This is a genomic window from Allobosea sp. BE125 (assembly GCF_031456075.1).
Taxonomy (GTDB): Bacteria; Pseudomonadota; Alphaproteobacteria; order Rhizobiales; family Beijerinckiaceae; genus Allobosea.
This window is the reverse complement of the sequence record NZ_JAVDTY010000013.1, coordinates 11,199-37,406: the sequence shown is the minus strand read 5'-3', so window position 1 is coordinate 37,406 and position 26,208 is coordinate 11,199. Positions and strand designations below refer to the sequence as shown.

Genomic DNA, 26,208 nt, shown 5'->3' with positions numbered 1-26,208 from the left:
ACAACTCGCGGCGACGCTTTTTAGGGAGGCGGACATGACTGTCGACGGACGCACCCGCGTCATCGTCCATCTCGCCTATCCGTCCGCGCATCTGCGGACGCCGGCGCTGTTCAACGCCCGCTGCGTCGAGCGCGGCGTCAATGCCGTGCTCGTGCCCTGGGAGGTTGCGCCCGGCGATCTCGCCGCGACCTGGGCTGCGTTGCGCGCGGCGCGCAGCTTGGCCGGCGCTATCGTCACGATCCCCCATAAGGAGACCGCGGCGACCCATTGCGACAAGCTGGAGGGCGTGGCGGCCGAGCTCGGCGTCGCCAATATCGTGCGCCGCGACGTGGACGGCACGATGACCGGGCGGCTCTATGACGGGCTCGGCTTCGTCGCCGGGCTGCGCCAGCATGGCTATGAGCCGAAAGGCCGCCGGACATTGCTGCTCGGTGCCGGCGGGGCGGCGACCGCGCTCGCCCAGGCCCTGCTCGATGCCGGCGTCTGCGAACTCGTCATCGCCAACCGCAATGCCGCGCGCGGCGAGGCGCTCGCCGCCCGGCTACGCCTGCTCAACCCCGACAGCAAGGTCACGACAGGTGCGGCCGACGCGACCGGATTCGATCTCCTCGTCAACGGCACCTCCGTCGGCCTTGATGGCGACCCGTCAACTCCAGTCGACATCGCCACGATCGAGCGCGGCAGCATGGTCGCCGACATCGTCATGAAGCCGGCGATGACGCCGTTGCTGATCGGCGCGCTCACGCGCGGCGCCCAGATCCATCAGGGCGAACACATGCTTGCCGCCCAGGTCGACCTTTTCATCGATTTCCTTCTCGGCGATGCCGCGGTCGCGCAGGACACGCGGCGCCCTGCGCTTCGCCTCGCCTGACCCATCGAACCAAACGGAACGAGACCTCGACCTATGATCATCTTCGGCTCACCACGGCGCTACCTTCAGGGTCCCGACGCGATCGCGCGGCTCGGCGAGGAGGTCGCCAGGCTCGGCAAGACGGCGGTGCTGGTTGCCGACGCCCATGTGCTCGGTCTTGTCGGCGCCAAGGCTCAGGCGAGCTGCGAGGCGGCCGGCATTGCGCTCACGCCGATCACCTTCGGCGGCGAGATCACCCATGCAGAGGTCGAGCGCATGGCGGGCCTCTGCGGCGCGAATCCGCCCGAGGTCGTGATCGCGGCCGGTGGCGGCAAGACCATCGATGCCGGCAAATTCCTCTCCGGCAAGATCAAGGCGAAGCTCGCGACCATGCCGACCGTGGCCTCGAACGATTCCCCGACCAGCCACATCATCGTCGTCTATGACGAGAACCATAAGCTCACCGGCGTCGAGAAGCTTGCCGGCAATCCCGACCTCGTGCTGGTCGACACTGCGGTCATCGCCAGGGCCCCGGCGGCGCTGCTGTCGGCCGGCATCGGCGACGCCATCGTCAAGCGCTTCGAGGTCGAGCAATGCGTCGGCGTGCGCGGCAACAATGTTTTCGGTGGGCGCTCGCCGCTGACGGCGCTGGCGCTGGCCCATGCCTGCTACGACACGGTGCGAGCCGATTCCGTCGCAGCCCTGGCGGCGGTCGGGCGCGGCGAGCCTGACGAGGCGCTGGAGCGACTGGTCGAGGCGAGCGTGCTGATGAGCGGGCTTGCCTTCGAGAGCGGGGGCTTGTCGGTCTGCCATGCCATGACGCGCGGCCTCTCGGCCGTGCCCGGGCCGGCCTCGGCGCTGCATGGCCACCAGGTTGCCTATGGCTTGCTTGTCCAGCTCGCTTTGGAGGGGCGCGCGGCCGATTTCGTCGCCGATATCCGGGGCTTTTTCGCGCAGGTCGGCCTGCCGCTATCGCTTGCCGATCTCGGTTTCACAGGTGGCGCAGCCGAGATCGCGACGATCGCGGAATTGACCGCGCAGGCAGCGCATATGAGGCATTTCGAGCGGCCGGTCTCCGCTCAGGACCTTGTTGCGGCCATCGAGGCTGTCGAGGCTGCCGCTCCTGCCAAGGCTGCCGTTCGCGTCAAGAAGGATGCCGCCTGATGAGCTCGCCTTCCCTGCCAACAAAACGCATCGCCGATTTCTCGCTCGACGGTCGCATCGCGCTCGTCACAGGGGCTGGACGCGGTATCGGCTTCTCTATTGCCCGCGGCTTCGCCGAGGCCGGCGCGACGGTCATCATCAACGACGTCAACCCGGCGGCAGCGCAAGCCGCCAGCGATGCCTTGTGCGCGGATGGCTACAAGGCCGAGCCGCAGGCTTTTGACGTCACCGACCATCCGGCGGGTGCCGCTGCGATCGACGCCATCGTCGCGCGTCATGGCAAGCTCGACATCCTGATGAACAATGCCGGCATCCTGATCCGCAAACCGGTCGAGACGCATGACATGTCCGATTGGGACAAGGTCATCGCGATCAACCTGACCTCGCTTTATGCGCTTGCCCGCGAGGCGACGCGGCATATGCGCAAGGCCGGCTATGGCCGCATCATCAACACCGCCTCGCTGATGGGCATCTCGTCGCGGCCGGGCGTGATCTCCTATGTCGCCGCCAAGCATGGCGTCGTCGGCATCACCCGCGCGCTGGCCGCCGAACTCGGCGCCTACGGCATCACCGTCAACGCCATCGGTCCCGGCTATATCGAGACCGAGATCAACAAGGCGACCTTGGCCGATGGCCGCTTCCACAAGCAGGTCGTTGACCGCACGCCGCTGGCGCGCTGGGCCTCGCCCGACGAATTGGCCGGGCCTGCCGTCTTCCTCGCCTCGGCTGCGGCGGGCTTCGTCTCCGGCCATGTGCTGATGGTCGATGGCGGCATGTCGGCGACCCTGTTCCAGCCGGAAGTGACCGATCTAGGGCTCGCGGCATGACGGGCTCGCCCGCTCTCTCCGCTGCAGCCGGGACGGCTGCAATGCCGGCCGTGACCGCGGTCGAGGCGATGCATTGCCGCATTCCCTTTCCGAGCCCGCTCCAGCTCGGCAAGGTGCATATGACGCATCGCGACTATGTCCTGGTCCGCATCCGTCTCGCCGATGGCGGAACCGGCTATGCTGTCGGCTTCGAGCGCGGCATGCCGCTGCTCGATCTGGTGACGCGGGTAGCGCCCTTCTATGTCGGCCGCTCGCCGGAGATGCGCGCCGCCGCGCGCCAGGCGGCCGAGGCCGCGACGCCGCCGGCACGCGCCGTGCTGATGCGCGGCATCAGCCTGCTCGACATCGCCATGTGGGATGCGCTCGGCCGCGCCCGCGAACTGCCGCTCTGGGCATTGCTCGGCGGGGCGCGGATGCGCGTCCCGGTCATGCCCGTTATCGGCTATGGCGCCTCGATCGAGGCGGTGACCGGCCAATGCGCCGATTTGGCGGGACGAGGATTCCGCACGATCAAGGTCATGATCAACGGCACCGATACGGCCGCCGACCGTGTCTTGCTGGAAGCCGTGCGCGGCGCGATGCCGGACGATGTCGCCTTCGGCATCGACGCGCACTGGTCCTGGAAGACGATCGAGGATGCGCTGCCGACCTGCCTCCTGGCGCAGGATCTCGGCGCGGCCTTCATCGAGGATCCCTTCCTGCCGCAGCAATGGCGCAATGTCGGCGATCTGCAGGCGCAGATCGGCGTGCCGATCGCCGTCGGTGAGGATGTCATCGACCGTTATGGCTTCCGCGATCTTGCCGAGTCCGCCCGCATCCTGCGCATCGACGCCTCCGTCAGCGGTGGCGTCACCGGCGCGATCGAGGCGCTGCATCTGGCGACGATCATGGATCGCGAGGTCATTCCCCATGTCTTCCCGACGCTGCATGGCCAGCTCGCGGCTGCCTTCCCGGCGATCCGCTGCGTCGAGATGATCCTGCCCGAGGTCGGCGCCGACCCGATGGACCGCCTGCTCAGCGAGGAGGCGCGCATCGAGGATGGCGATCTGCTGATCTCGGAGGCCCCTGGCGCGGCGATCGCCTTCGACTGGGATCGCGCAGCGGGCTTTGCGCTGCGCACCGAGCGGGTGGGAGCATGAGCATGACCGCCACCCCGCAGGGCGCTGCCGTGACGCCGCGTTCGATCAGCTTTGGCCATACCGGCTTCATCACGCCCGATATCGAGCGCTCCGTCGCTTTCTGGACGAAGGTCCTGGGCTTCCGCGCCGATCCGATCGGCGAGCGCAGCGCGCCCTGGCTTCAGAGCTTCATCGGCGTTCCCGGCGCGCATATGCGCCTCGTCCATCTCTTCGGTCATGGCGCGCATATCGAGTTCATCGAATTCGTCTCGCCGCAGGGCGAGGCGATCCGCCCGGCAGCCAACCAGCCTGGTGCCGCACATATTTGCCTGCGCGTGACCCGGCTTGCGGCGTTGCGGCAGGAGATCCTCGACGCCGGCGGCGCGCTTCAGGGCGAGATCAGCGAAATCACCGAAGGCATCGCCAAGGGATTGCGTGGTCTCTTCATGCGCGATCCTCACGGCATCCTGATAGAGCTCGTCGAAGTTCCCGAGGAGTAGAGCGATGCCCGAGACGAGGTCACCGATCAAACAGGTCAGCAAGGACAATCTGTCTGCCAGGATCTATGCGCAGATGCGTGGAGCCCTGATGGAAGGTCAGTTCGAGCCCGGCGAACGCGTGACGATCGCGGCGCTCGCCACGCAGTTCGGCACCAGCATCACGCCGGTTCGCGAGACGATCTTCCGCCTCGTCAGCGAGCATGCGCTCGAGATGCGTGCGGCGACGGCGGTTCATGTCCCGCGCCTCGACCCGGCCCGCTTGCGTGAGGTGCAGTTGATCCGCCTTGAGCTCGAAGGGGCGGCGGCCGAGCGGGCGGCACAGAAGATCACGGCCAAGCAACTGGCCGAATTGACCGCGATCCATCAGCGCTTCCTCAAGGCCGCGGCGGTCGATCCGGCGGAGGCGAGCATCCGCAACCGCGACTTCCATTTCGCCCTGCTGCGTGTCGCCGAATTGCCGATCCTGGAAAGCATCGTCGAGAACGCCTGGGTGCTGATGGGGCCGTTCCTGCGGCTGTTCCACGTCCATATCCCCAAGCGCCAGATGACCGGCGAGGAGCATCTGCATCACGATGTCCTGGAGGCCCTGCGCCGAGGCGATGCGCAGGCTGCCCGGACGGCGATCCAGGAGGATATCCGCTGGGGCAACGTCCTGATCGATGCGCTGGAGCAGCAGAACGAGGCGAAACGGCTGGCGGCGTCGGGCTGATTGCCGGGCGAGGCGATCTGTCTTGTAAAATATCACAACATGTCTATGCTCGTTTTTGTGACGGAACCGAGCTCAAGAAGTTCCGCAGCGGAGGAAAGTCAGGCGGCAGGCGCCGGAGATGATCCGGGGCTGCCGAAGCGGAGCGAGGGCTCCGTCCCACCTTCGCTAGCTAGAGATGCGGCCCGTTATCCGGGCTGGAATTCAGGGATCGAGCGAGCTGCGGCTTCGCTCGCTGTCCCAGCCGTTTGACGTGGAGAAAGACACGACAATCCGCGGCAGAGCGAGCCGCTTCAACCATCGGCGACCCGGAAAACCGGGCGCTTTCGCCTCACGGGGCATAATCGGAGGAACGCCATGACTGGGATTTCGAAGACTGGGATTTCGAGACGCACATTGCTGCAGGCCGCATCGGGCGCCGCAGCCATGAACGTGACGCGCAGCTTCGCGCAGACCAAGGAGACCCTGACTTTTGCGGCCGGTCTCTTCGCCGAGGCGGGACGCGGCGACAAGACGCGCGCCTGGGTCGACAAGTTCAACAAGAGCCAGGATCGCTATGCCATCGAGCCCGTGGCGATCTCGTTCTCGAAGCTCGCCGACACCGTCTTCACGCAGATGGGCGGCGGCGGCGGCCCCGACCTGATCCGCTTCGACCAGACCGATTTCTTCGCCGCGGTGCCTGCCGGGCGCCTCTTCCCGGTCGATGATCTGCTCGACCTGTCCAAGTACAAGTTCCAGGCCGCCGACAAATTCGTGAAGGTCGACGGCAAGCGCATCGGCATCGCCTTCGAGACCGCCAACTACGCGATGCTCTACAACCCGGCCTTGCTCAAGGACGGCACGCCGCCGAAGGATTTCGACGCCTTCGTCGCGGCCGCCAAGGAGGCGACGGGCAAGGGCAAGTTCGGCTATGCCTATCGCGCGACCATGCCGGAGCGGGCCGGCTTCTGGTTCGACCTGTCGAACTATGTCTACGGCTTCGGCGGCCAGTGGGGCGGCAATGGCGAGCCCACGCTGAACAGCCCCGAGGTCATCGAGGCGATCACCCAATACAAGCGCGTCTACGATCTCGGCGTGATCCCGAAGGGCGCGGACGCCGCGACCTACCGGCGCATGTTCTGGGAAGGCAAGATCGCGATGAACGTCGACAATGGCGGCGTCGGCGGCATCTTCTCGGCCCAGGCCCCGGACTTCAAGTTCGATGCTGCACCCTCGCCGTTCCCCAACAAGACGCAGGGCATCACGCTGACCATGCTGGCCTTCAACGCCAATTCGAAGAAGAAGGCCGCAGCCGCCGCCTTCATCGAATGGATGCTGCAGCCCGAGCCGCAGGCCGAACTCCAGCTCCTTCTGGGCGCTTCCAATGTCGCGACGCAGATCCCGCGCGCCGAGGAGGAACTCAAGAAGTACCCCTGGGTCACGGCCTTCGACCAGAACACGCCCAATGGCCAGCCCTTCCTGGTGCGCTCGCTGGAGAGCAAGACGCTCGATTTCCAGCAGGTCGTCTGCGAGAACGTGCTGCGCTGCCTGATCGGCGGAGAATCGCCCAAGCAGGTGATGGCCGACGCTCAGGCCCAGGCGCTCAGCCGCATTCTCCGGCGCTGACATGACGGACGCCGCCCTGAGGCAGCCGCAGCTGTCGCGTTCACCGATCGCGCGGTCCGAAAGGACCGCGCGGCTCGACGGCAATCCGTGGACGCCCTATCTCTTCGCTGCACCCGTGGTGCTCTATCTCCTGCTGTTCCAGGGTTATCCGCTGCTGCGCGAGCTCATGCTGAGCTTTACGCAGACCTCGCTGCTGACGCCGCAGACCTCGCATTTCGTCGGCATGCGCAATTATGCCGAATTGGCCGCGCGGCCCGATTTCTGGCGCGTGATCGGCGTGACGGCGCTCTACACCGCGATTTGCGTCGTGCTTGCGATTGCGCTGGGCCTGGGCGCTGCGCTCTTGCTCGACCGGCCGTTTCGGGGGCGCGGCATCGCGCGTGCGCTCGTCACCATTCCCTGGGCGGCGCCACCGGTCGCGGTCGCGACGGTCTTCGCCTGGATGCTCAATGCGCAATACGGCATCTTCAATCACTGGCTGAAGCTGCTGGATCTCGAGATCGGCTATGAGAGCTGGCTCGACAATCCCAGGCTCGCATTGCCGGCGATCCTCTTCACCACGATCTGGCAGATCTTCCCCTTCTCCTCGGTCGTGCTGCTTGCCGCGCTCCAGGGGGTCTCGGAAGAGGTCCGCGAGGCCGCGCAGATCGATGGAGCCGACAAGCTCAGCATCTTCAAGGTCGCGGTCTGGCCGACGATCCGGCCGACGGTCGCTCTGCTCGTGCTCTTCGTCACCATCTGGTCGCTGCGCCGCTTCGACCTGATCTGGGTGATGACGCAGGGCGGGCCGATCGGCGCGACCAAGACGCTCGTCATCGAACTCTACACCCGCGCCTTCGTTGCGCGCGAGCTCGGCGAAGCCGCCGCCGTCGGCATGGTCGGGCTCTCGATCGCGCTCGTGGTCACGGTGGTCTATTTCTGGGCGACGCAGCGCGCCGAACGGGCGGAGGGCCGCCGCTGATGCGTAGCCCAACCTCCCAGGCCATCCGCATGGCGCTGATCCTGATCCTGCTCAGCGTCTCGGTGTTTCCGATCTACTGGATGGTCGTCACCTCGCTGACCTCCTCGGCGAACCTCTTCGCCGACACGCCACAGCTGCTTCCCGACCCGGCGCAGGCCTTCAACTACGCCGACACCTTCAGCCATACCGGCGTGCTGGTCTGGCTGCGCAACAGCGCGATCGTCGCCATCGGCACGATGGTGCTCTCGATCCTGCTGGCGATCCTGCCGGCCTATGCGCTGTCGCGCTTCCGCTTCCGCGGCAAGGGCGCGCTCGGCTTCCTGCTCTTCGCGACGCAGATGCTGCCCGAGGCGATGCTGGTGGTGCCGCTCTATGCGATCTTCGCCAATCTCGCCTTGCTCGACACGCTGGGCGGGCTGATCCTCGCCAACACCGCCTTCACCGTCCCGGTCATCACCTGGATCCTCAAGGGCGCCATCGACGGCGTGCCGATGGAGATCGAGGAGGCGGCCCGCGTCGATGGCTGCAGCCGGATCGGCATCGTGCTCCAGGTCGTGGTGCCGGTCGTCGCGCCGACATTGGCGGCAGCCTCGGTCATCGCCTTTTTCCATGGCTGGAACGAGTACGTCTTCGCCCAGACCCTCGTCTCGAGCCAGGATCTGCGCACGGCCTCCGTCGGCCTCGCCAGCTTCGTCGGGGAGCTCTCCACCCCGATCCACACCGTCATGGCCATCGGCGTGATGTACACGCTGCCGGCCGTCCTCTTCTACCTCATGGTCCAGCGCTATGTCGTGGCCGGCATGACTGCCGGCAGCGTCAAGGGCTGAGAAAGCGAACAAAAATGGCTTCGATCAAGCTCAACCACGTCGCCAAGCATTTCGGCACCAAGGTCGCGATCTCCGATGTCGATCTCGACGTCACCGATGGCGAATTCCTCGTCCTGCTCGGCCCTTCCGGCTGCGGCAAGTCGACCTTGCTGCGGATGCTCGCGGGCCTCGAAACCGTCAGCAGCGGCGAGATCCATCTAGGCGATCGCCGCGTCGACCAGTTGCCGCCGAGCGCGCGCGACATGGCCTTCGTCTTCCAGTCCTATGCGCTCTATCCGCATATGAGCGTGCGCCGGAACATCGCCTTCCCCTTGATCATGCGGCAGTTCAAATGGTGGTTCCATATTCCACTCATCGGCGGCTGGGCCAAGCGCCGGATCGAGCGCTCGCCGGAGGTGGCGGACCTCGTCGAGAAGACCGCCAAGACATTGTCGCTGACGGAGATGCTCGACCGCTACCCGCGCACCTTGTCGGGCGGACAGCGCCAGCGCGTCGCGCTCGGCCGCGCCATGGTGCGTAAGCCCGAGGTCTTCCTGATGGACGAGCCGCTCTCCAATCTCGACGCCAAGCTGCGCACTGCGATGCGCGCCGAAATCACGCGCCTGCACCAGCGCGTCGGCGGCACCTTCGTCTATGTGACGCATGACCAGGTCGAGGCCATGACCATGGGCACGCGCATCGCCTTGATGCGCGATGGCGTGGTCCAGCAATTCGGCACGCCGCGCGAGATCTACACCTCGCCCGCCAACACCTATGTCGCGCGCTTCATCGGCACCCCGCCGATGAACCTGATCGAGGGCAGCATCGATGCCGGCATGATCAAGTTCGGCGAGGCGACCCTGGCTTTGCCGCAGGCGCTGGCGGCGGCCGGTCGCAGCACTGGGCGTGCCCCGGTCCTGCTCGGCATCCGGCCCAACGCGCTGACGCTCGCTGCGCCCGGCGGACAGGGCCAGCTCGCCGGCACCGTCAGCCTCGTCGAACATGTCGGCGCGGAATCGGTCGTCGCCGTCAAGCTAAGCCATGCGGCGACCGCCCATGACGAGGAAGGCGCGGTGGCGGGCGAGATCATGATCACCACCCAGGGCTATAGCGAGCTCAAACCCGGCGATCCGGTCTCGGTCGTGCCGGACCTTTCCGAGGCGGTGCTGTTCTCCCGCAGCACGGGCGAGCAGCTGCGCGCCGGTCTCGCTCTGGCGGCTTGAAGGAGGCCATCCCGATGAAAGGCGTCATCATTCACGCCCCTCGCGATCTCAGGATCGAGGATATCGCCGTCGTTGCGCCCCAAGCCGGCCAGGTGCGCATCCGCATCGCTGCCGGCGGCATCTGCGGCTCGGATCTGCATTACTACCAGCATGGCGGCTTCGGCACGGTGCGGATCAAGCAGCCCATGGCGCTCGGGCACGAGATCGCCGGCGTCATCGAGGAGATCGGCGAGGGCGTCTCGCACCTCGTTCCCGGCATGCGCGTCGCGGTCAATCCGAGCCAGCCCTGCAATGCCTGCCGCTATTGTCATGAAGGCATGCGCCATGAATGCCTCAACATGCAGTTCATCGGCAGCGCGATGCGCTTTCCCCATGCCCAGGGCGGCTTCCGGCAAAGCCTGACCGTCAATGCCTATCAGGCGGTGCCGGTCGGCGATGATGTCAGCATGGGCGAAGCCGCGATGGCCGAGCCCTTCGCCGTCTGCCTGCATGCCGGCAAGCAGGCTGGATCGCTGCTCGGCAAGCGCGTGCTGGTGACCGGCTGCGGGCCGATCGGCGCGCTCTCCGTCGTGGTCGCGCGCCTGGGCGGAGCGGCGCAGATCGTCGCGACCGATGTCGCGGATGCGCCCCTAGTGACGGCCCGGGCTCTCGGCGCCACGCAGATCGTCAACATCGCGACGCAGCCTGAGGCGCTCGCGGCCTATACCGCCGACAAGGGCACCTTCGATGTCCTGTTCGAAGCCTCGGGCAATGGCCGCGCATTGGCTGGCGCACTCGATGCCATGCGTCCTGGCGGCGTCATCGTGCAGGTCGGTCTCGGCGGCGACATGACACTGCCCATGAACCTCATCGTCGCCAAGGAACTGCGCCTGCACGGCACCTTCCGCTTCGATGCCGAATTCCAGCTTGCCGTCGATCTGATGAGCAATGGCCTCGTCGATCTGAAGCCGCTGGTCAGCGCTACCTTGCCGTTCGAGCGTGCGGTCGAGGCCTTCGAACTCGCCGCGGACCGCTCGCGCGCGATGAAGGTGCAGCTGGCGTTCTGAGACACCGTTTGGAACCTCCAGCCCTCATCCTGAGGAGCCGCGAAGCGGCGTCTCGAAGGATGCTCCAGATGGTTCGGGAGCCTCCTGAAGGCATCCTTCGAGACGCCATTCCCAAGGGAATGGCTCCTCAGGATGAGGGCTGAGGGAATTCCCAACGGGCTCAACCTCCAATTCCGGGACGCTGCGATCGCTGGCCATGAATCGGGCCTGCGATCGCGCCTTCTGCCGATCGAAGAAAATCCCGCATAGCCTGCAAAATATCCCTTGAACCTCTAGTGACTAGAGCAATTAAGCTCGTCATCACTGGTCAAGGAGATTTCTGATGACGTTGCCCGCGGAAGCCCTCAAGGGACTGGAATCGCAGTCGAAATCCATCACCTGGAAGGTCGATGGCATGGATTGCGGCAGCTGTGCCTCGACCATCCGAACCGCGCTCGAAAAGCTGCCGGGCGTCTCCGACATCAAGATTTCCGTGACCAAGGAGACGCTGAGCCTGGCCTTGGCCGAGGGAACCACGACTGCGGACGCGATCGAGGCGCGCGTGAAGCGGCTGGGCTTCGGTCCGACATTGCAGGCCGCCAAGGCAAAGCCGGCGGAGGCCCGCAGCCACGACCATCATGGCCACGCGGCTGTGGCGCGCGCCGGGGCCGAGCATGACCACTCGGCCTGCGGGCATGACCATCACGCTCATGACCACGCTGCGCCGGTTCAGAAGCAGGCCGAAAAGCATGCGCATGACCACTCTGCTTGTGGACATGACCACGACGCTCATGATCACAAGGCTCATGACCATGCGCCCGTGCAAGCTGCCGCGGATGAATGTGGCTGCGGCCATGACCATGCTGCGCCGGCTCCCAAGCCTGCCGAACAGCATGCGCACGACCACTCCGCTTGCGGGCATGATCACCACGCTCATGACCACAAGGCTCATGCCCATGCGCCGGCGCAAGCTGCCGTGGATGAGTGCGGCTGCGGCCATGACCATGCTGCGCCGGCTCCCAAGCCTGCCGAACAGCACGCGCACGACCATTCCGCTTGCGGGCATGATCACGGCCATGATCACCACGGTCACGATCACGCGAATGCCCATGCCCATTCCTCTGCAAACCGGGCTGCCGAGGTTGTCGCGGCCGATGCTCTGAGCTGGAAAGTCGCCGGCATTGATTGCGGCAGCTGCGCCGCGACCATCCGGACGGCTCTGGAGAAGATGCCCGGCGTCAGCGATCTCAGGATCTCGATCACCAACGAGACCTTGTCCTTGCGCCTCGGCGCGGGCAGCGCCGGGGTCGCAGCGATCGATACTCAGCTCAGCCGGCTCGGCTACAAGCCGACGCTGCTCACCATGCCCTCGACCGTGAGCGAGGCCGCCCCGGTTGCGGCTCCCGAGGCGCCGCGCCGCTGGTGGACGACGTCGAAGGGCAGGGTGGCGATCACGGCCGGTCTTCTTCTCGCCGCCGCCTATGCCGTCGGTCTGGTGTTCCCGCAGGCCTCCTTCGCGGTCTTCGCGCTTGCGACGGTGATTGCCGTCGCGCCGATCGCAAAACGGGCCGTGATGGCCGCGCTTGCAGGTGCGCCCTTCACCATCGAGATGCTGATGACGATCGCTGCCGCCGGCGCGCTCTTCATCGGGGCGATCGAGGAGGCGGCCGTCGTCGTCTTCCTCTTCGCCGTCGGCGAGGTGCTCGAAGGCGTTGCCGCCAACAAGGCGCGCTCCGGCATTCGCGCGCTTGCGGCGCTCGTGCCCAAGACGGCTTTGCTCGATGAGAGTGGCAGCGTGCGCGAAGTCGCCGCCGCCTCGCTGCGGATCGGACAGATCGCGCTGGTGCGGCCGGGTGATCGCGTCCCGGCCGATGGCAGCGTGGTCGCCGGTTTCTCCAGCGTCGATGAATCGCCGATCACCGGCGAATCCATGCCCAAGGGCAAGGAGCCGGGCGCTGCGATCTTCGCCGGCTCGATCAACCAGGAAGCGGCGCTGCGCATCAAGGTCGAGCGCGCGCCGGAGGACAACACCATTGCCCGCATCGTGGCGCTGGTCGAGGAGGCGCAGGACGCCAAGGCCCCGACCGAGCGCTTCATCGATCGCTTCTCGCGCATCTACATGCCTTGCATCGTCGGCCTGTCGCTGCTCGTGGCGGTGCTGCCGCCGCTGTTTGCCGGTGCGGAATGGTCGGTCTGGATCTATCGCGGCCTGACGCTGCTGCTGATCGGCTGCCCCTGCGCGCTGGTCATCTCGGTGCCGGCTGCGATAGCCTCCAGCCTGTCGATGGCGGCCAGGCGCGGCCTGCTGGTCAAGGGCGGCGCGGTGGTCGAGATGCTGGCCCGCACCCAGATCGTCGCTTTCGACAAGACGGGCACCTTGACCTGGGGCCGGCCGGTCGTGACCGACATCGTGCCAGGCGCTGCCAATGCCGGCCGCCTGCTGGCACTGGCTGGCGCAGTCGAGCGCGAATCCAGCCACCCGCTGGCGGAGGCCATCGTGGCGCGGGCGCAGGACGACCGGGCTGCCAAGCTCGTGGTCTCGGCCACGCGCGCCATTCCAGGCAAGGGCATGGAAGCGCTCCTGGGTGAAACCCCGATCTTCATCGGCGCGCCGCGCTTCGCGGCTGAGCGGGCGGCGCTGCCGGCTGAGATGAATGAGCGGATCGCGGCGCTGGAGGCACAGGGCAAGACCGTCGTGGTCGTGCTCGAGGGCGAGATCGTCGCCGGGGTGATCGCCCTGCGCGACGAGCCGCGCCCGGACGCCCGCGCCGCGATCGCGGAGCTCAAGGCGCTCGGCCTGCGCGCGGTCATGCTGACGGGCGACAACCGCCGCACCGGCGAGGCCATCGGCGGCCAGCTCGGCATCGAGGTCAAGGCCGAGATGATGCCCGAGGCCAAGGTCGAGGCGGTGCGCGCCTTGCGGCAGGCGGGTCATGTCGTGATGGTCGGCGACGGCATCAACGATGCGCCGGCGCTCGCTGCGGCCGATGCCGGCATCGCCATGGGTTCGGGCACGGATGTCGCCATCGAGGCCGCCGACGCTGCCTTGCTGAAGAGCCGCGTCGGCGATGTCGTCAGGCTGATCCGGCTGTCGCGCGCCACCATGGCCAATATCCGCCAGAACATCGTCATCGCGCTCGGGCTGAAGCTGCTCTTCCTCGTCACCACGATCATCGGCGCGACCGGGCTCTGGATCGCGGTCCTGGCGGATACGGGGGCGACGGTTCTGGTCACGCTCAACGCGCTGAGGCTGCTGGGTTTCTTCAAGGGTGAGGACAGCCCGCAGGCTACTGCTCCCGCCAATCGAAATTTTTCGCCGGAACACGCTTGACCTTCCCATCAGGGCAAGGCGCAGCCTGATCTCACCATCAGCCAAACCACAAAGGACGCTTCTCATGTGTTCATGCAGCCAACATGCGGCCCCCACCACGACAGAGACCGGCGCGACGCCGGATCAGGCGGTGATCCTCCTCGTCGACGACATGACCTGCGGCCACTGCGCCGGCACGATCAAGGGCGCGATTGAGCAGGCGCTGCCGGGTTCCTCCGTCACCGCCGACCCGGCCTCCAAGCGTGTCACCATCACCGGCGCCAGCGACAGCGCCGCGATCCAGGCGATCGTGACCAAGGCCGGCTATACGCCGCTGCTGGCAGGCGCTTCTGCCTGAAATCCGCCAGATGCTGCCTGAATCTCGGGCGTCGGCGAGAAATTCCATACAATACGGGGCCCCTGGCTGGGCTTCGAATTGCGACAAGGTGGATGGCTCCCACGACTGAGCCATCCACAAAAACGAGCGGGCCGGCCCGGCAAGGCATGCGGGAGAGCTATTGTAGCCTAATGTTATAACATATCAGATCGACGGCATCATGAACTCGGCGGGGCCGCCTTCGCGGGCGCTCCTTGCCGATATCGCGGGAGCAAGTCGGCGAGACGGGAACAGCGAACAACAACGGAGTCGTCAGCATGATCACGCGAGCAGGGTTTGTTGCAGCCTTCCTCTCCACTCTCGGCGTTGCGGGGGCGGCTTCCGCGCAGGGCGGTAAATTCGTCATCGCCGAGAATTTCCCGCCGCGCGCCGGCTTCGCGCTCGAAACCGACGACGCCAACGTGCTGTCCAAGGCGGGCTGTCTCGAAATGCTGACGCGCATCGATTTCGACGGCAAGCTGAAACCTGCACTCGCGACCTCATGGACGCAAACCGCGCCCGATGCCTGGGATTTCACCTTGCGCAAGGGCGTCAGCTTTCAGGACGGCCAGGCGCTGACGGCGGCAAACGCCGTTGCCGCGCTCAATGCGGTGCTCAAGGTCACCGCGCCGGCGCGCGCCTTTTCGCCCAAGCTGATCAAGTCGGTCGAGGCGATCAATGAGGATACGGTGCGCGTGACCACGCCCGTCGCCTCCGTGCTGACGCCGCTGCGCTTGGCTGCGGCCAATACCGGCATCCTGTCGCCGGCTGCCTATAAGGACGGCAAGATCGACCCCGTCGGCACCTGCACCGGCCCCTTCGTCATCACCCGCGTCAACGGCCAGCAGGGCATGTCGCTGAAGCGCAACGACAAATACTGGGGCGGGGCGGTCAAGCTGGCGGAGGTCGAGATCAAGTTCATCCCCGACGCCAATGTCCGCGCCACGCAGGTGCGCACCGGCGAGGCCCATGTCGGCGCGGCGGTCCCGGCCTCGACGCTGGCCACGCTGAAATCGACCGCTGGCCTCAAGATCGAGAGCATCGCCACGCCGCGCACCAGCACTTTGCTGATCAACACCAAGAAGGCGCCGCTCGACAATCCCAAGGTCCGCCAGGCCCTGCAGATGGCGCTCGATCTCCAGGGCATCGCGGCCAGCGTCTATGAAGGCTCGGTGCAGCCCGCTATCGGCCCCTTCGCGCCGGCTGAGCCCTGGGCTCCCAAGGGCGCCAAGCCCGCGGCCTATGATCCCAAGAAGGCGCAGGCCCTCCTGGCTGAGGCCGGCATCAAGCCGGGTTCGCTGACGCTCGATCTCTTCGCCTATGTCGAGAAGATCGAGTTCAAGGATCTCGCGGCGATCCTCCAGGACCAGTTCAACGCGATCGGCGTCAAGGCCAATATCCGCGTCGCCGAATACAAGGCGCTGGAGCCTGATATTATCGCGGGGAAATATGATCTGGCGCTGCTCTCGCGCAGCCACTTGGTCGATGTCGCCGATCCCGCGGGATATCTGCAATCGGACTATGGTTGCGGCGGCGGATACAACCTGTCGCACTACTGCAACGCCAAATTCGACGAGAAACTCGCCAAGGTCGCCGGCGAGGCCGACCCCGCCAAGCGCTACGCCGTCTATTCGGAACTGGCGCAGGATTTGCAAAATGACGCGGTCAACATCTTCGTCATCCACGAGGCCGGCAACGACGCCTACAGTGCGAAAGTCCGCAACTACAAGATCCATCCGCTGTATCAATATACGCTGACGCCCGAACTCGCGCTCGAGTGAGCGGTCGCTTCGCCAACATCGGAGGCGTCTGCGATTCCTGCGGACGCCTCCACTGCAAAGCCAAGAGCACTGCTCCAAACTTTTAGCATCGCTGCGGAGAGGAACCTGCCATGTGGCTCTTCGTTACCCGCCGACTGGCCGTTCTCCTGCTGACCTTGCTGGTGGTGTCGGTCTTCGCCTTTCTGATCCCCTATCTCAGCGACGGTGACCCGGCCCTGCTGGTCCTGCGCTCCCGCGTGGCCGATTTCCAGGTCGATCAGGCTGCCGTCGAGGCGCTGCGCCAGCAGCTTGGGCTCGATCGCTCCTTGCTCGCGCAATATCTCGGCTGGCTCAACGCGGCGCTGCACGGCGATTTCGGCTATTCCTACACCAGCCGCGCTCCGGTGATCGACCAGATCGGCCGGGCCCTGCTCGTCTCGATCACGCTCGCAATGTCGGCGCTCGGCATCGCCATCGTCATCGCGGTGCCGCTGGGCACGGCGGCGGCGACAAGGCCGGGCGGCCCCATTGACACCGCCGCGACCTTCATCACCCAGACGCTGGTCGCGATCCCCGAATACTGGATGGCGCCGATGGGCATCCTGGTGTTCGCGCTCTATCTCGGCTGGCTGCCTTCGGCCGGCTGGGACGGCATGTCGTCGCTGGTGCTTCCGGCGATGGTGCTGGCGCTGCGGCCTTTGGCCTATTTCACCAGGGTGACGCGTGCGGCGATGATCGACGTGCTGCAGGCTCCCTACATCACCGCGGCGCGCAGCCGTGGCCTGGGCATGACGCAGACGGTGCTGCGCCATGGCGTGCGCAACGGCGCCATTCCCGTGGTCACATTGTTTGCGCTCTGGCTCGCCGGCCTGCTCGGCGGCTCGGTCGTAGTCGAGGTCATCTTCGCCATCCCCGGCATGGGCCGGTTGATCTACGAGGCGGTGATCAACAAGGATATTCCGGTGCTGCAGGCGAGCTTCGTCGCGATCGTCGCCCTGTCGGTGCTGATCAATACGCTTGCCGACATTCTGTACGCGGTGCTCAATCCGATGGTGAGGATGGCCCATGCACATGCCTGACGCCATGGCCGCACCGCTCTTCGATGTCGCGAACAGGGCTGCCTCGCGCCCCTCCATCCTGCGCCGCACCCTGGCGTTCGCGCGCCAGCGGCACTGGGTCTTCTCCGCCGGCGTCGTGATGTTCGCCATTGTCCTGCTGCTGCTCTGCTGCGCGCATTGGCTGACGCCCTATGATCCTGCCTCGCAGAGTCTGCTGCAGCGCTTGCAGGGGCCGAGCAGCCGGCATTGGCTGGGCACCGACCATCTCGGCCGCGACCAGCTCAGCCGCCTCCTCGTCGGCGGCCATTTCGCCATCATCATCGCAGCCGTGACCCTGGTCCTGTCGGCGGTGATCGGCACGGTGATCGGGGTGATCAGCGCGCGCCAGGGCGGCATGGTCGACGAGATCACGATGCGGATCGTCGATCTGCTGATCTCCTTTCCCGACGTCGTTGTGGCGATCTTCCTGATTGCGCTGATGGGGCCGGGCTATGGCACGCTGATCGTGGCGCTGACGGTGGTGAGCTGGACGCCCTTCGCCCGGCTGGCGCGCGGGCTCGCCATCGAGATCAATGCCAAATCCTATATCCGGGCCGCCGAGATCCTGGGCTGCTCGCGCCGCTTCATCATCCTGCGCCACATCATCCCCAACGCGATCCGGCCCTTGGCGGCGATGGGGTTCCTGCGCTTCGGCCACAAGCTCATCACCGTCGGCGGCCTGTCCTTCATCGGGCTCGGCGTCCAACCGCCCCATGCCGACTGGGCGGCGATGATGGCGAGTTCCCAGCCCTATCTCGAACGCGCTCCGCTGCTCGTCATCTGCCCCGGCCTCGCGATCTTCCTGACCGCGCTCAGCGTGACCTGGATCGGCCAGGGCCTGGAGACCAAGCGCAAGACGGCAGGAGACCAGGCATGATCGCACCAGCCGCCATCGGGACCGAGATGCGTCCAGCCGTGAACCTTCAGCCAGTGGCTGCGCCCGGCGCGGAGCCGTTGCTGGCGATCGAGGGGCTGAAGGTCAGGATCGGAACGGGGGCCCGTCCGGTCATCGACGGCCTCGACCTCGAGATCAGGCGCGGTGAGGTCGTCGCCCTCGTCGGCGAATCCGGTTCGGGCAAGAGCCTCACCGCCCTATCGGTGCTGCGGCTGCTGCCGCCCTCGGTTTCGATCACGAGCGGCTCGGTCTGCTTCGGTGGCGACGATGTCGGCGCGATGCGGCCTGCCGCCCTCAATGCGCTGCGCGGCGGCCGCATCGGCATGATCTTCCAGCAACCGCTCGCCATGCTCGACCCGACCTGCCGCGTCGGCGACCAGGTCGCCGAAAGCCTGCGTATCCATCGTGGCCTTAGTCGCGAGGCCGCGATGGAGCGGGTCGTCGCGCTCTTTCGCGAGGTCGGCATTCCCGCGCCGGAGACGCGGCTGCGCTGCTATGCGCATGAGCTCTCGGGCGGCATGGCGCAGCGCGTGATGATCGCGGCCGCGCTCAGCGCCGATCCCGATCTGCTCATCGCCGACGAGCCGACGACGGCGCTCGATGTCACCGTCCAGGCCCAGATCCTGCGCCTGCTCGACGAGCAGCGCCGGAAGCGCAACATGGCGGTGCTGCTGATCACGCATGATCTTGCCGTGGTGGCTGCGCTCTCGGAGCGGGTCGCGGTGATGTATGCCGGCCGCCTCGTCGAGGAAGGACCGACACGTGAGGTCCTGAACGCCCCGCGCCACCCTTACACCAAGGCGTTGATCCGCTGCTCCCTGCTGCAGCGGGACGAGACCGGCGCGCTGATCTCGATTCCCGGTGGCGCGGCTTCAGCGCGCGACATTGCCGCCGGCTGCCGCTTCCAGCCGCGCTGCAGCGTCGCGGCGACGTCCGAGCACGCCCATGCCTGCTGCAGTGCCGAGCCGAGCCTGGAATGCTGCAGCGGCCAGCACAAGGCGCGCTGCTGGAGCGTCAATGCCGCTCCGACGATGCCCGCCGTGGAGCACAGCGCATGATTGCGACATCGCTTGCCCCCACCTCACCGAAAGGGATCGAGGTTCCGCGGCGGGAGCCGCCGCCCTTCGTGGTCGTGGATGATCTCGTGAAGACCTACCCCGTCGCCGGCTGGGGGCCGGGCGGCCGGCGCGTGGTCAATTCGGTTGATCATGTCTCGCTGTCGATTCCCGAGGGCGAGGTGCTCGGCCTCGTCGGCGAATCCGGTTGCGGCAAGAGCACGATCGCCCGGCTGCTGGTCCGGATGACCAGCGCCGACAGCGGCTCGATCAGGATCGCCGGCAAGGATGTGTCGCAGCTGCGCGGCCATGACCTGCTCGATTTCAGGAAGCTGGCGCAGCTCGTCTTCCAGGATCCGTTCGGCGCGCTTGATCCGCGCATGCGGCTCGGTCTCAGCCTCGATGCCCCCCTGAGCGCGCATGGCATGGGCGATCGCGGCCAACGCCGCGCCATGGTGCTGGAGATGCTGCGCGAAGTCGGGCTCGATGAGAGCTTCTACGACCGCGTGCCCGGCGAGTGTTCCGGCGGGCAGCTCCAGCGCGTCGTGATCGCGCGCGCGCTGATCCTGAAACCACGCTTCCTGGTCTGCGACGAGCCGACCTCGGCGCTCGACGCCTCGATGCGGACGCAGATCCTGAACCTGCTGCTCGATCTCAGGAAACGCTTCTCGCTGACCCTGCTGATGATCTCGCATGACCTGCGGGTCGTGCGTTATCTCTGCGACCGGATCGCGGTGATGTATCTCGGCCAGATCGTCGAGATGGCGCCGCGCGACGAGCTCTTCGAGCGGCCCCGCCACCCCTACACCAAGGCCCTGATCGCGGCCTCGATGCTGGAGGAGAACGGGCTTTACGGCGCCGCCGCTTTGGGTGGCGAGCCGCCGAGCCCGATCAACCCGCCGCATGGCTGCCGCTTCCATGGGCGCTGCCCCCAGGCCGAGCCGCTGTGCCATGCGCAGCCGCCGGAGCTGGCTCCGCTCGGGGACGGGTCCCTGGTGCGCTGCCATATCGCACAGCGCGAGGGTGCGTTCGCTTCCTGACCGGGAATTGCTCTAGCTCTTTGTTTTGACGCGTTTTCTTCACGCGACCCGGTGCCACTTCGCTCGAAAACGCTCTCACCCTAAAACGCATCAGGGGGAGCGTCTTGGACGCCCCCCTGATGCGTTATGTCGCTCAACCTGGCGTGTCGCTCAGCCTGCCTTTGGCTGTGTGGCCGGGGCGCTCTGCGCGGCCGGAGCGTTATGCTGCGCCTGCAGCCCGGTCCAGCCGTGATAGCCGGTATAGAGCCCGACGAGGACGATCAGCGCGCTGGAGAAATACGGCGCGCGTCCGGCCACCGCCGAGAGCCAGCTCACCCGCTTCGTCGCCTGCCGGATGCTGATGGCGGCGACCGCTCCAACCGTGACCAGCGTGATCGCGAGCCCGATCGAGAAGCACAGCACGAGAACCGCGCCGAGCGTGAACTGCTTGATCTGGACGCAGAGCAGCAGGACCGTGATCGCGGCCGGGCAGGGGATCAGGCCCCCGGTCAGGCCGAACATCACGATTTGCCAGGTTGTCACCTCGCGATTGGTGAACCGCTTGCGGATGTCGTTGGCATGGGAGAGCTCATGCGCGTCCATATAGCCGTCGGTCGCGATGGCGAGGCCCTTCTCCTGGCTGTGCAGGGAATCGGTGCCCGCTATGCCCTGGAGGAACGAGACGTCGTAATCATGCTCGTGGTCGCCATGGTCGAGGCTGAGCCGCACCATGAAATCATAGGGTTCGGCGATCGTCTCGGCCGATTCCATGTAGCCGTCGCGGTCGAGGAAGCTGAAGACCTGGCTGGTGCCGTCAGGGCGCTCGGTGGTGATCTTGACGTATTCGCCAGCCCATTTGTCGCCGCTGATGACGGTCAGGCGGAAATGCGCCGGCTTTTCCGGCGGAATCTCCAGCGACATGAAGCCGTGGCCGGTATCGACGCGATGCGACAGCGCGGTCTTGGCCTTGTTCTTCTCATAGGCCTCGACCTCGCGCGCATATTGCTTGGCGCGCTGCTGGTCCTGCCAGGTTCGCCAGAACATCCAGGAGGCGATGCCGATGATGATGACCGCCGAGGCGAGCTGGAAATAGGGCTCCGTAGTCTCGGGATCGAGGCCCTTGAAGATGTACATGCCTCCCAGAGCCACCGCCCAGACGACGAGCGTGTGCGAGAAGGTCGCGGCGAGCCCGAGCAGCACGGCCTGGAACACGGTGCCGCGCACGGCGACGATGAAGGCGGCCATCATCGTCTTGGAATGACCGGGCTCGAGGCCGTGAAGCGCGCCGAGCAGGATCGCGCTCGGGATGAACAGCCAGGCATTGCCGGCCCCCTGGGCCAGCAGTTCGGTGAATGACGGCACGACAGTGCTCCTCAGATCCGGACATGACGCTGAGCCGCCGCACCGGCCGGTCCAACCGGCTCTGGTCGAGGGCGCTTTGCCTCCAGTCCTCGTCTTCTCGATCCCGGGGAGGCGCCTGGACTTGTGCCGGCGCTTGCCCGATCAAGCTGGTGTGTTCGACAAGCTCTTGTCGAAATGGGTTGTGGCCTCGTCGCTGGCGATCTCGGCATAGCCGCGTCCCCGCCAGAAGCCGATCGTCGCCGCAGTGTCGGCGTTGGCATGCAAATAGAGGGTCGCAAAGCCCAGGCGCCTGGCTTCGGCTTCGGCGTAGGCGTTGAGCCAGCGTCCGATCTGGCGGCCGCGCTGGTCCTTGCGGATATAGACGCGGACGAGCTGCGTGACCTGTTCCGGGTCAGGATAGCGTGTGGCGAAAACTGCCGCCAGCTTCGGCTTCCATGTCAGGCAATACAGGCCGGCCGCCGCAACCAGCGACCCGTCCGGGGCGCTCAATGTCCAGAATGCGCCACGGTTGCGCGCACTGAACCAGGATTGCTCCGGCCCCTGCGTCAGCGAGTCGAGGTCGGCATGCCAATCGGCCCGATAATCGGAGCCATAGAATTCCTTGATCACGTCGAGGCAGAACTGGCGCGCGGCCTTATGCTGCTCGCCGGAATCGTCGGGCAGCAACGCGAGCGTCAAGCCATGAGGAGCATCGGTCATCGACATCAATCCAGCTCAAGCCATGCCAGCTACGCTGGCCTTTCCGCTAAGGCTCGCGAGAGCTTGAATTCAGCTTCTACTTGCCAGCCGTCGCAATTGGCTATAACCCCTCCAGGGGGATAGGATCAACATGAAAAACGAACCGCACGAAAAAATCCACCATCACCGCCATCCGGAGATCATCACCCGGTTGAAGCGGGCCGAGGGCCATCTGCGCTCGACGATCGAGATGGTGGTGAATGTGCGCTCATGCCTGGAGATCGCGCAGCAATTGCAGGCGGTCGAAAACGCCGTCGCCAATGCGCGCAAGATCCTGATCCAGGAGCATATTGACCACTGCCTGGAAGAGGCGGCCGGCCACATCCCCACAGATGCGCGTGAGCTCCTGAAGGAGTTCAAGGCGGTCACGAAATTCCTCTGACGCCCCGGATCCCTCCGAGGCCCCAAATTCCTCTGACGCCCAAGGCGCGGAGCGATAGCCAAGCCGGCGGGATGGGCCTGCCGGCGCGAATGAAGCGGAGGCCGAACATGTCGCAGCCAGCATCGATCCATATGGGCCACGGTCAGATGGTGGACATCGTCGCGCGCGATGCCGGGCAGTGGGAAATCGTCTTCAGCGAGGCCGGCGTGCCCGATTACAAGGCGCCGCCGCTGAACGAGGTCGAGGTCGATGCAATCGACACCCAGGGCCGCATTCATCCCCTCGCCATCTCGGCCAGCGGAAACGTCTCCTCCGTGCTCGCCAGCGGCCAAGTCGAAGGCGCCTATCGCGTCCGCATGCGCGTCGTTCATGGCACGCATTTCCATACCCGCGAGTCGCTCCTGCCGGGCGCAGCAGCGCTGCCGCCGAAACTTGGCTCGCGCGGAGGCGCGCTGGTTGCGCTCGACGGCGGGCTCGAGGCCGAGGTCAAGCGCCTGGACGAGACGCGCTGGGAGATCAGCTTCCTGAAAGGCGGGGCCGTGGTCGCTCCGCCTCCGGCTGAGAGCGTGGTCGTGCAGGCGATCGGCCCGCGCGCCGAGGACTACCAAATCCGCAACCTCGCGACCGAGCCGGGCGAAATGCCCTCGACCCTGATCGCCGGCGGCAAGATCAAGGACGCGACACATGCGCGCCTGACCATCAAGAGCGAGGTCGGCGAGCAGGTCCGCGGCTTCCCGATCGTCAGCGCCGCCTGAGGTGGCGAAACCACGATCGCGCATTCACCTGCGGCATCCTGCTCAAGACTGGCGAGAGGCTCTTGACCTTCCCATAATGGGAAGGAGCATATCTCTCGCCAGATGAGTCTGGAGTGACGTCATGTCGACTGACACGGTTCTGAAAACGACGGCCGGGCGCAGCACGCAGCTCGACATTCCTGTCGGCGGCATGAGCTGCGCCTCCTGCGTCGGCCGGGTCGAGCGCGCGGTCGCGGCCGTGGAGGGTGTGGAGTCGGTCGCGGTCAATCTCGCGACCGAACGCGCCCATGTCGTCCTGTCCTCGGCCAAGGTCGATCCAGCGGCCATCGGCGCGGCCATTCGCAAGGCCGGCTACGAGCCGTCCGAGAGCACGGTCGAACTGAGCGTCGCCGGCATGAGCTGCGCCTCCTGCGTCGGCCGGGTCGAGAAGGCGCTGAAGGCGGTGCCCGGCGTTCTCGAGGCGAATGTCAATCTGGCGACCGAACGGGCCTCGGTGCGCGTTCTGGGAGGAGCGGACATCGCGTCCCGGCTCGCGGCTGCGGCGACGGCCGCCGGCTATGCCGCCGAGCCGATCCAGGCCGGCATCGATATGGCTGATCGCGAGCGCCAGGCGCGCGAGATCGAACAGACGGGCTTGCGTCGTGCCGTCATTGCGGCGGCGATCGCCACCGTCCCATTGCTCGTCTTTGAAATGGGGATGCATCTCTCGGAGACGCTGCATCATTTTCTGGCGGGGAAGGTCGGCGAGTTCAACATCAAGGTGATCTCGTTCCTGCTCGCGAGCTTCGTGCAGTTCGGCCCGGGCCTGCGCTTCCTGCGCAAGGGCTGGCCGGCGCTGCTGCGCGGTGCGCCCGACATGAATTCGCTGGTGATGCTGGGCACCAGCGCGGCCTATCTCTACTCGACCGTGGCGACCTTCGCGCCGGACTGGCTGCCTGACGGCACGGACTACACCTATTTCGAGGCAGGCGCGGTCATCGTCACGCTGATCCTGACCGGGCGCTGGTTCGAGGCGCGCGCCAAGGGCCAGACCAGCGAGGCCATTCGCCGCCTGATGTCGCTGCAGGCGAAATCCGCCCGCGTGCTGCGCGATGGCGCCGAGATCGATGTCGCGATCGAGACCGTGGTGCCCGGCGACATCGTCATCGTGCGGCCCGGCGAGCGTATCCCGGTTGATGGCGAGGTCCTCGAAGGCCTCTCCTATGTCGATGAGGCGATGATCACCGGCGAGCCGATCCCGGCCCGCAAGGAGCCGGGCGCGACTGTGACCGGCGGCACCGTGAACGGAACCGGCGCGTTCCGCTTCACTGCGCGCAAGGTCGGCGCCGACACGCTGCTCGCCCAGATCGTGCGCACGGTCGAGGCCGCGCAGGGCTCGAAGCTGCCGATCCAGGCGCTCGTCGACAAGGTGACGATGTGGTTCGTGCCCGCCGTCATCGCATTGGCGCTGCTGACCTTCGCCGCCTGGCTGGTTTTCGGTCCAAGCCCCGCCTTCGCCTTCGCGCTGGTCAACGCGGTCGCGGTTCTGATCATCGCCTGTCCCTGCGCGATGGGGCTGGCGACGCCGACCTCGATCATGGTCGGCACCGGCAAGGGCGCCGAACTCGGCATCCTGTTGCGCCAGGGCGAGGCGCTGCAATCGCTGAAGGACGCCAGGATCGTGGCGCTGGACAAGACCGGCACGCTGACCAAGGGGCGGCCCGAATTGACCGACCTTTCGGCCGCGCCGGGCTTCGCGGAGGACGAGGTGCTGCGTCTGGTCGCCTCGGTCGAGGCGCGCTCCGAGCATCCGGTCGCCGAGGCGATCGTCGCGGCCGCCCGCTTGCGCGGGTTTGCGCTGGCGGAGCCGGTGGAATTCGCCGCCGAACCCGGCTTCGGCGTCAAGGCCAAGGTCGAGGGCCGGGCGATCGAGGTCGGCGCCGACCGCCTGATGCGCCGCCTGGGCCTGGATCTCGCAGCCTTCGCCGATCAGGCCGGGCGCTTGGCCGCCGCCGGCAAGACGCCGCTCTATGCCGCGATCGACGGCAAGCTCGCCGCGATCATCGCCGTTGCCGACCCGATCAAGGAGACCACGCCCGCGGCCATCGCCGCGCTGCACGCGCTCGGCCTGCGCGTCGTGATGATCACCGGTGACAACAAGGGCACGGCCAACGCCATCGCCGCGCGGCTCGGCATCGACGAGGTCGTGGCGGAGGTTTTGCCGACCGGCAAGTCCGAGGTCGTCAAGAGCCTCCAGGCCGGCGGCGTCAAGGTCGCCTTCGTCGGTGACGGCATCAATGACGCGCCTGCCTTGGCCCAGGCCGATGTCGGCCTCGCCATCGGCACGGGCACCGACATCGCCATCGAGAGCGCCGATGTCGTCTTGATGTCGGGCGATCTCAACGGCGTCGCCAAGGCGATCGCGCTGTCGCAGGCGACAATCGCCAATATCCGCCAGAATCTGGCCTGGGCCTTCGGCTACAACATCGTGCTGATCCCGGTCGCGGCAGGTGCGCTCTATCCGGCCTTCGGCATCCTGATGTCGCCGATGTTTGCAGGCCTCGCCATGGCGCTGTCGAGCGTCAGCGTATTGACCAATGCGCTGCGGCTCAGGCGCTTCGGCGGTGCCGCAGCCACGGCGCCGCTGCAAAACCCCGCAGCAAAGCTCGCACCGGCCGAGTGAAGCGATTTCAAG

The 26,208-nt window shown here is 66.4% G+C and carries 23 protein-coding genes and 1 pseudogene; 22 read left to right on the top strand and 2 right to left on the bottom strand.

Annotated features, from left to right (window positions below):
- Window positions 1-34 precede the first annotated feature (34 nt).
- The 19 genes and pseudogenes from J2Y55_RS24615 to J2Y55_RS24525 all read left to right on the top strand — a co-directional run bounded on the left by J2Y55_RS24615 (window position 35) and on the right by J2Y55_RS24525 (window position 20,318).
- The gene (locus J2Y55_RS24615) at window positions 35-871 is read left to right on the top strand and encodes a shikimate dehydrogenase family protein (RefSeq protein WP_310158773.1); all 837 of its coding nucleotides are present in this window, start codon (window positions 35-37) and stop codon (window positions 869-871) included.
- A gap of 33 nt (window positions 872-904) precedes the next feature.
- A complete protein-coding gene (locus J2Y55_RS24610) occupies window positions 905-2,014 on the top strand; it encodes a glycerol dehydrogenase (RefSeq protein WP_310158770.1) in 1,110 nt (369 codons plus the stop codon).
- Window positions 2,014-2,841 (top strand): SDR family NAD(P)-dependent oxidoreductase, encoded by an 828-nt coding sequence (locus J2Y55_RS24605; RefSeq protein WP_310158767.1) that lies wholly within the window; start codon window positions 2,014-2,016, stop codon window positions 2,839-2,841. The genes J2Y55_RS24610 and J2Y55_RS24605 overlap by 1 nt, the downstream gene beginning before the upstream one ends.
- Window positions 2,842-2,882: 41 nt before the next feature.
- A complete protein-coding gene (locus J2Y55_RS24600; protein ID WP_310158764.1) occupies window positions 2,883-3,980 on the top strand; it encodes a mandelate racemase/muconate lactonizing enzyme family protein in 1,098 nt (365 codons plus the stop codon).
- A gap of 2 nt (window positions 3,981-3,982) precedes the next feature.
- On the top strand, window positions 3,983-4,459 hold the full coding sequence (locus tag J2Y55_RS24595) for a VOC family protein (RefSeq protein ID WP_310158761.1): 477 nt from the start codon (window positions 3,983-3,985) through the stop codon (window positions 4,457-4,459).
- Window positions 4,460-4,463: 4 nt separating this feature from the next.
- Entirely contained in the window at window positions 4,464-5,168 is a 705-nt protein-coding gene (locus tag J2Y55_RS24590; protein WP_310158758.1) for a GntR family transcriptional regulator, read from the top strand.
- Between the two features lie 354 nt (window positions 5,169-5,522).
- Window positions 5,523-6,770 (top strand): ABC transporter substrate-binding protein, encoded by a 1,248-nt coding sequence (locus J2Y55_RS24585; protein WP_310158755.1) that lies wholly within the window; start codon window positions 5,523-5,525, stop codon window positions 6,768-6,770.
- A 1-nt stretch (window position 6,771) separates the two neighbouring features.
- Entirely contained in the window at window positions 6,772-7,731 is a 960-nt protein-coding gene (locus tag J2Y55_RS24580; RefSeq protein ID WP_310158753.1) for a carbohydrate ABC transporter permease, read from the top strand.
- A complete protein-coding gene (locus J2Y55_RS24575) occupies window positions 7,731-8,558 on the top strand; it encodes a carbohydrate ABC transporter permease (RefSeq protein ID WP_310158750.1) in 828 nt (275 codons plus the stop codon). Before J2Y55_RS24580 ends, J2Y55_RS24575 begins: the two co-directional genes overlap by 1 nt.
- Before the next feature lie 14 nt (window positions 8,559-8,572).
- The gene (locus J2Y55_RS24570; RefSeq protein WP_310158747.1) at window positions 8,573-9,760 is read left to right on the top strand and encodes an ABC transporter ATP-binding protein; all 1,188 of its coding nucleotides are present in this window, start codon (window positions 8,573-8,575) and stop codon (window positions 9,758-9,760) included.
- 14 nt (window positions 9,761-9,774) lie between these two features.
- Window positions 9,775-10,806: an L-idonate 5-dehydrogenase gene (locus tag J2Y55_RS24565; RefSeq protein WP_310158744.1), complete on the top strand. Its 1,032-nt coding sequence runs from the start codon at window positions 9,775-9,777 to the stop codon at window positions 10,804-10,806.
- A gap of 322 nt (window positions 10,807-11,128) precedes the next feature.
- Window positions 11,129-11,305 (top strand): annotated as a pseudogene (locus tag J2Y55_RS30160) (heavy-metal-associated domain-containing protein); the annotation flags it as partial.
- A 639-nt stretch (window positions 11,306-11,944) separates the two neighbouring features.
- Window positions 11,945-14,116, top strand: a complete 2,172-nt coding sequence (locus tag J2Y55_RS24555) for a heavy metal translocating P-type ATPase (RefSeq protein WP_310159052.1) — start codon at window positions 11,945-11,947, stop codon at window positions 14,114-14,116.
- Between the two features lie 64 nt (window positions 14,117-14,180).
- Window positions 14,181-14,453 (top strand): heavy-metal-associated domain-containing protein, encoded by a 273-nt coding sequence (locus J2Y55_RS24550; RefSeq protein ID WP_310158740.1) that lies wholly within the window; start codon window positions 14,181-14,183, stop codon window positions 14,451-14,453.
- A gap of 296 nt (window positions 14,454-14,749) precedes the next feature.
- Complete coding sequence (locus J2Y55_RS24545; RefSeq protein ID WP_310158736.1) at window positions 14,750-16,252, top strand: ABC transporter substrate-binding protein; 1,503 nt, start codon at window positions 14,750-14,752, stop codon at window positions 16,250-16,252.
- A 110-nt stretch (window positions 16,253-16,362) separates the two neighbouring features.
- Window positions 16,363-17,310, top strand: coding sequence for an ABC transporter permease (locus J2Y55_RS24540; protein ID WP_310158733.1), 948 nt, complete (start codon window positions 16,363-16,365; stop codon window positions 17,308-17,310).
- On the top strand, window positions 17,303-18,205 hold the full coding sequence (locus tag J2Y55_RS24535) for an ABC transporter permease (protein WP_310158730.1): 903 nt from the start codon (window positions 17,303-17,305) through the stop codon (window positions 18,203-18,205). Before J2Y55_RS24540 ends, J2Y55_RS24535 begins: the two co-directional genes overlap by 8 nt.
- A gap of 26 nt (window positions 18,206-18,231) precedes the next feature.
- Window positions 18,232-19,281, top strand: coding sequence for an ABC transporter ATP-binding protein (locus J2Y55_RS24530; RefSeq protein ID WP_310159051.1), 1,050 nt, complete (start codon window positions 18,232-18,234; stop codon window positions 19,279-19,281).
- On the top strand, window positions 19,278-20,318 hold the full coding sequence (locus J2Y55_RS24525; protein WP_404979028.1) for an ABC transporter ATP-binding protein: 1,041 nt from the start codon (window positions 19,278-19,280) through the stop codon (window positions 20,316-20,318). The genes J2Y55_RS24530 and J2Y55_RS24525 overlap by 4 nt, the downstream gene beginning before the upstream one ends.
- Window positions 20,319-20,468: 150 nt before the next feature.
- Here the strand turns inward: J2Y55_RS24525 and J2Y55_RS24520 are convergent, their stop codons facing one another.
- Both J2Y55_RS24520 and J2Y55_RS24515 read right to left on the bottom strand, forming a co-directional pair.
- On the bottom strand, window positions 20,469-21,659 hold the full coding sequence (locus J2Y55_RS24520) for a nickel/cobalt efflux protein RcnA (protein WP_310158727.1): 1,191 nt from the start codon (window positions 21,657-21,659) through the stop codon (window positions 20,469-20,471).
- A gap of 141 nt (window positions 21,660-21,800) precedes the next feature.
- Window positions 21,801-22,358, bottom strand: a complete 558-nt coding sequence (locus J2Y55_RS24515) for a GNAT family N-acetyltransferase (protein ID WP_310158724.1) — start codon at window positions 22,356-22,358, stop codon at window positions 21,801-21,803.
- A gap of 130 nt (window positions 22,359-22,488) precedes the next feature.
- On the opposite strand from J2Y55_RS24515, the gene J2Y55_RS24510 reads away from it, so the two are divergent.
- The 3 genes from J2Y55_RS24510 (at window position 22,489) to J2Y55_RS24500 (ending at window position 26,196) form a co-directional block, all read left to right on the top strand.
- Window positions 22,489-22,779: a metal-sensing transcriptional repressor gene (locus J2Y55_RS24510; protein ID WP_069689517.1), complete on the top strand. Its 291-nt coding sequence runs from the start codon at window positions 22,489-22,491 to the stop codon at window positions 22,777-22,779.
- A 107-nt stretch (window positions 22,780-22,886) separates the two neighbouring features.
- Window positions 22,887-23,534, top strand: a complete 648-nt coding sequence (locus tag J2Y55_RS24505; RefSeq protein ID WP_310158718.1) for a hypothetical protein — start codon at window positions 22,887-22,889, stop codon at window positions 23,532-23,534.
- 121 nt (window positions 23,535-23,655) lie between these two features.
- Window positions 23,656-26,196, top strand: coding sequence for a heavy metal translocating P-type ATPase (locus J2Y55_RS24500; protein WP_310158716.1), 2,541 nt, complete (start codon window positions 23,656-23,658; stop codon window positions 26,194-26,196).
- Window positions 26,197-26,208 lie beyond the last annotated feature (12 nt).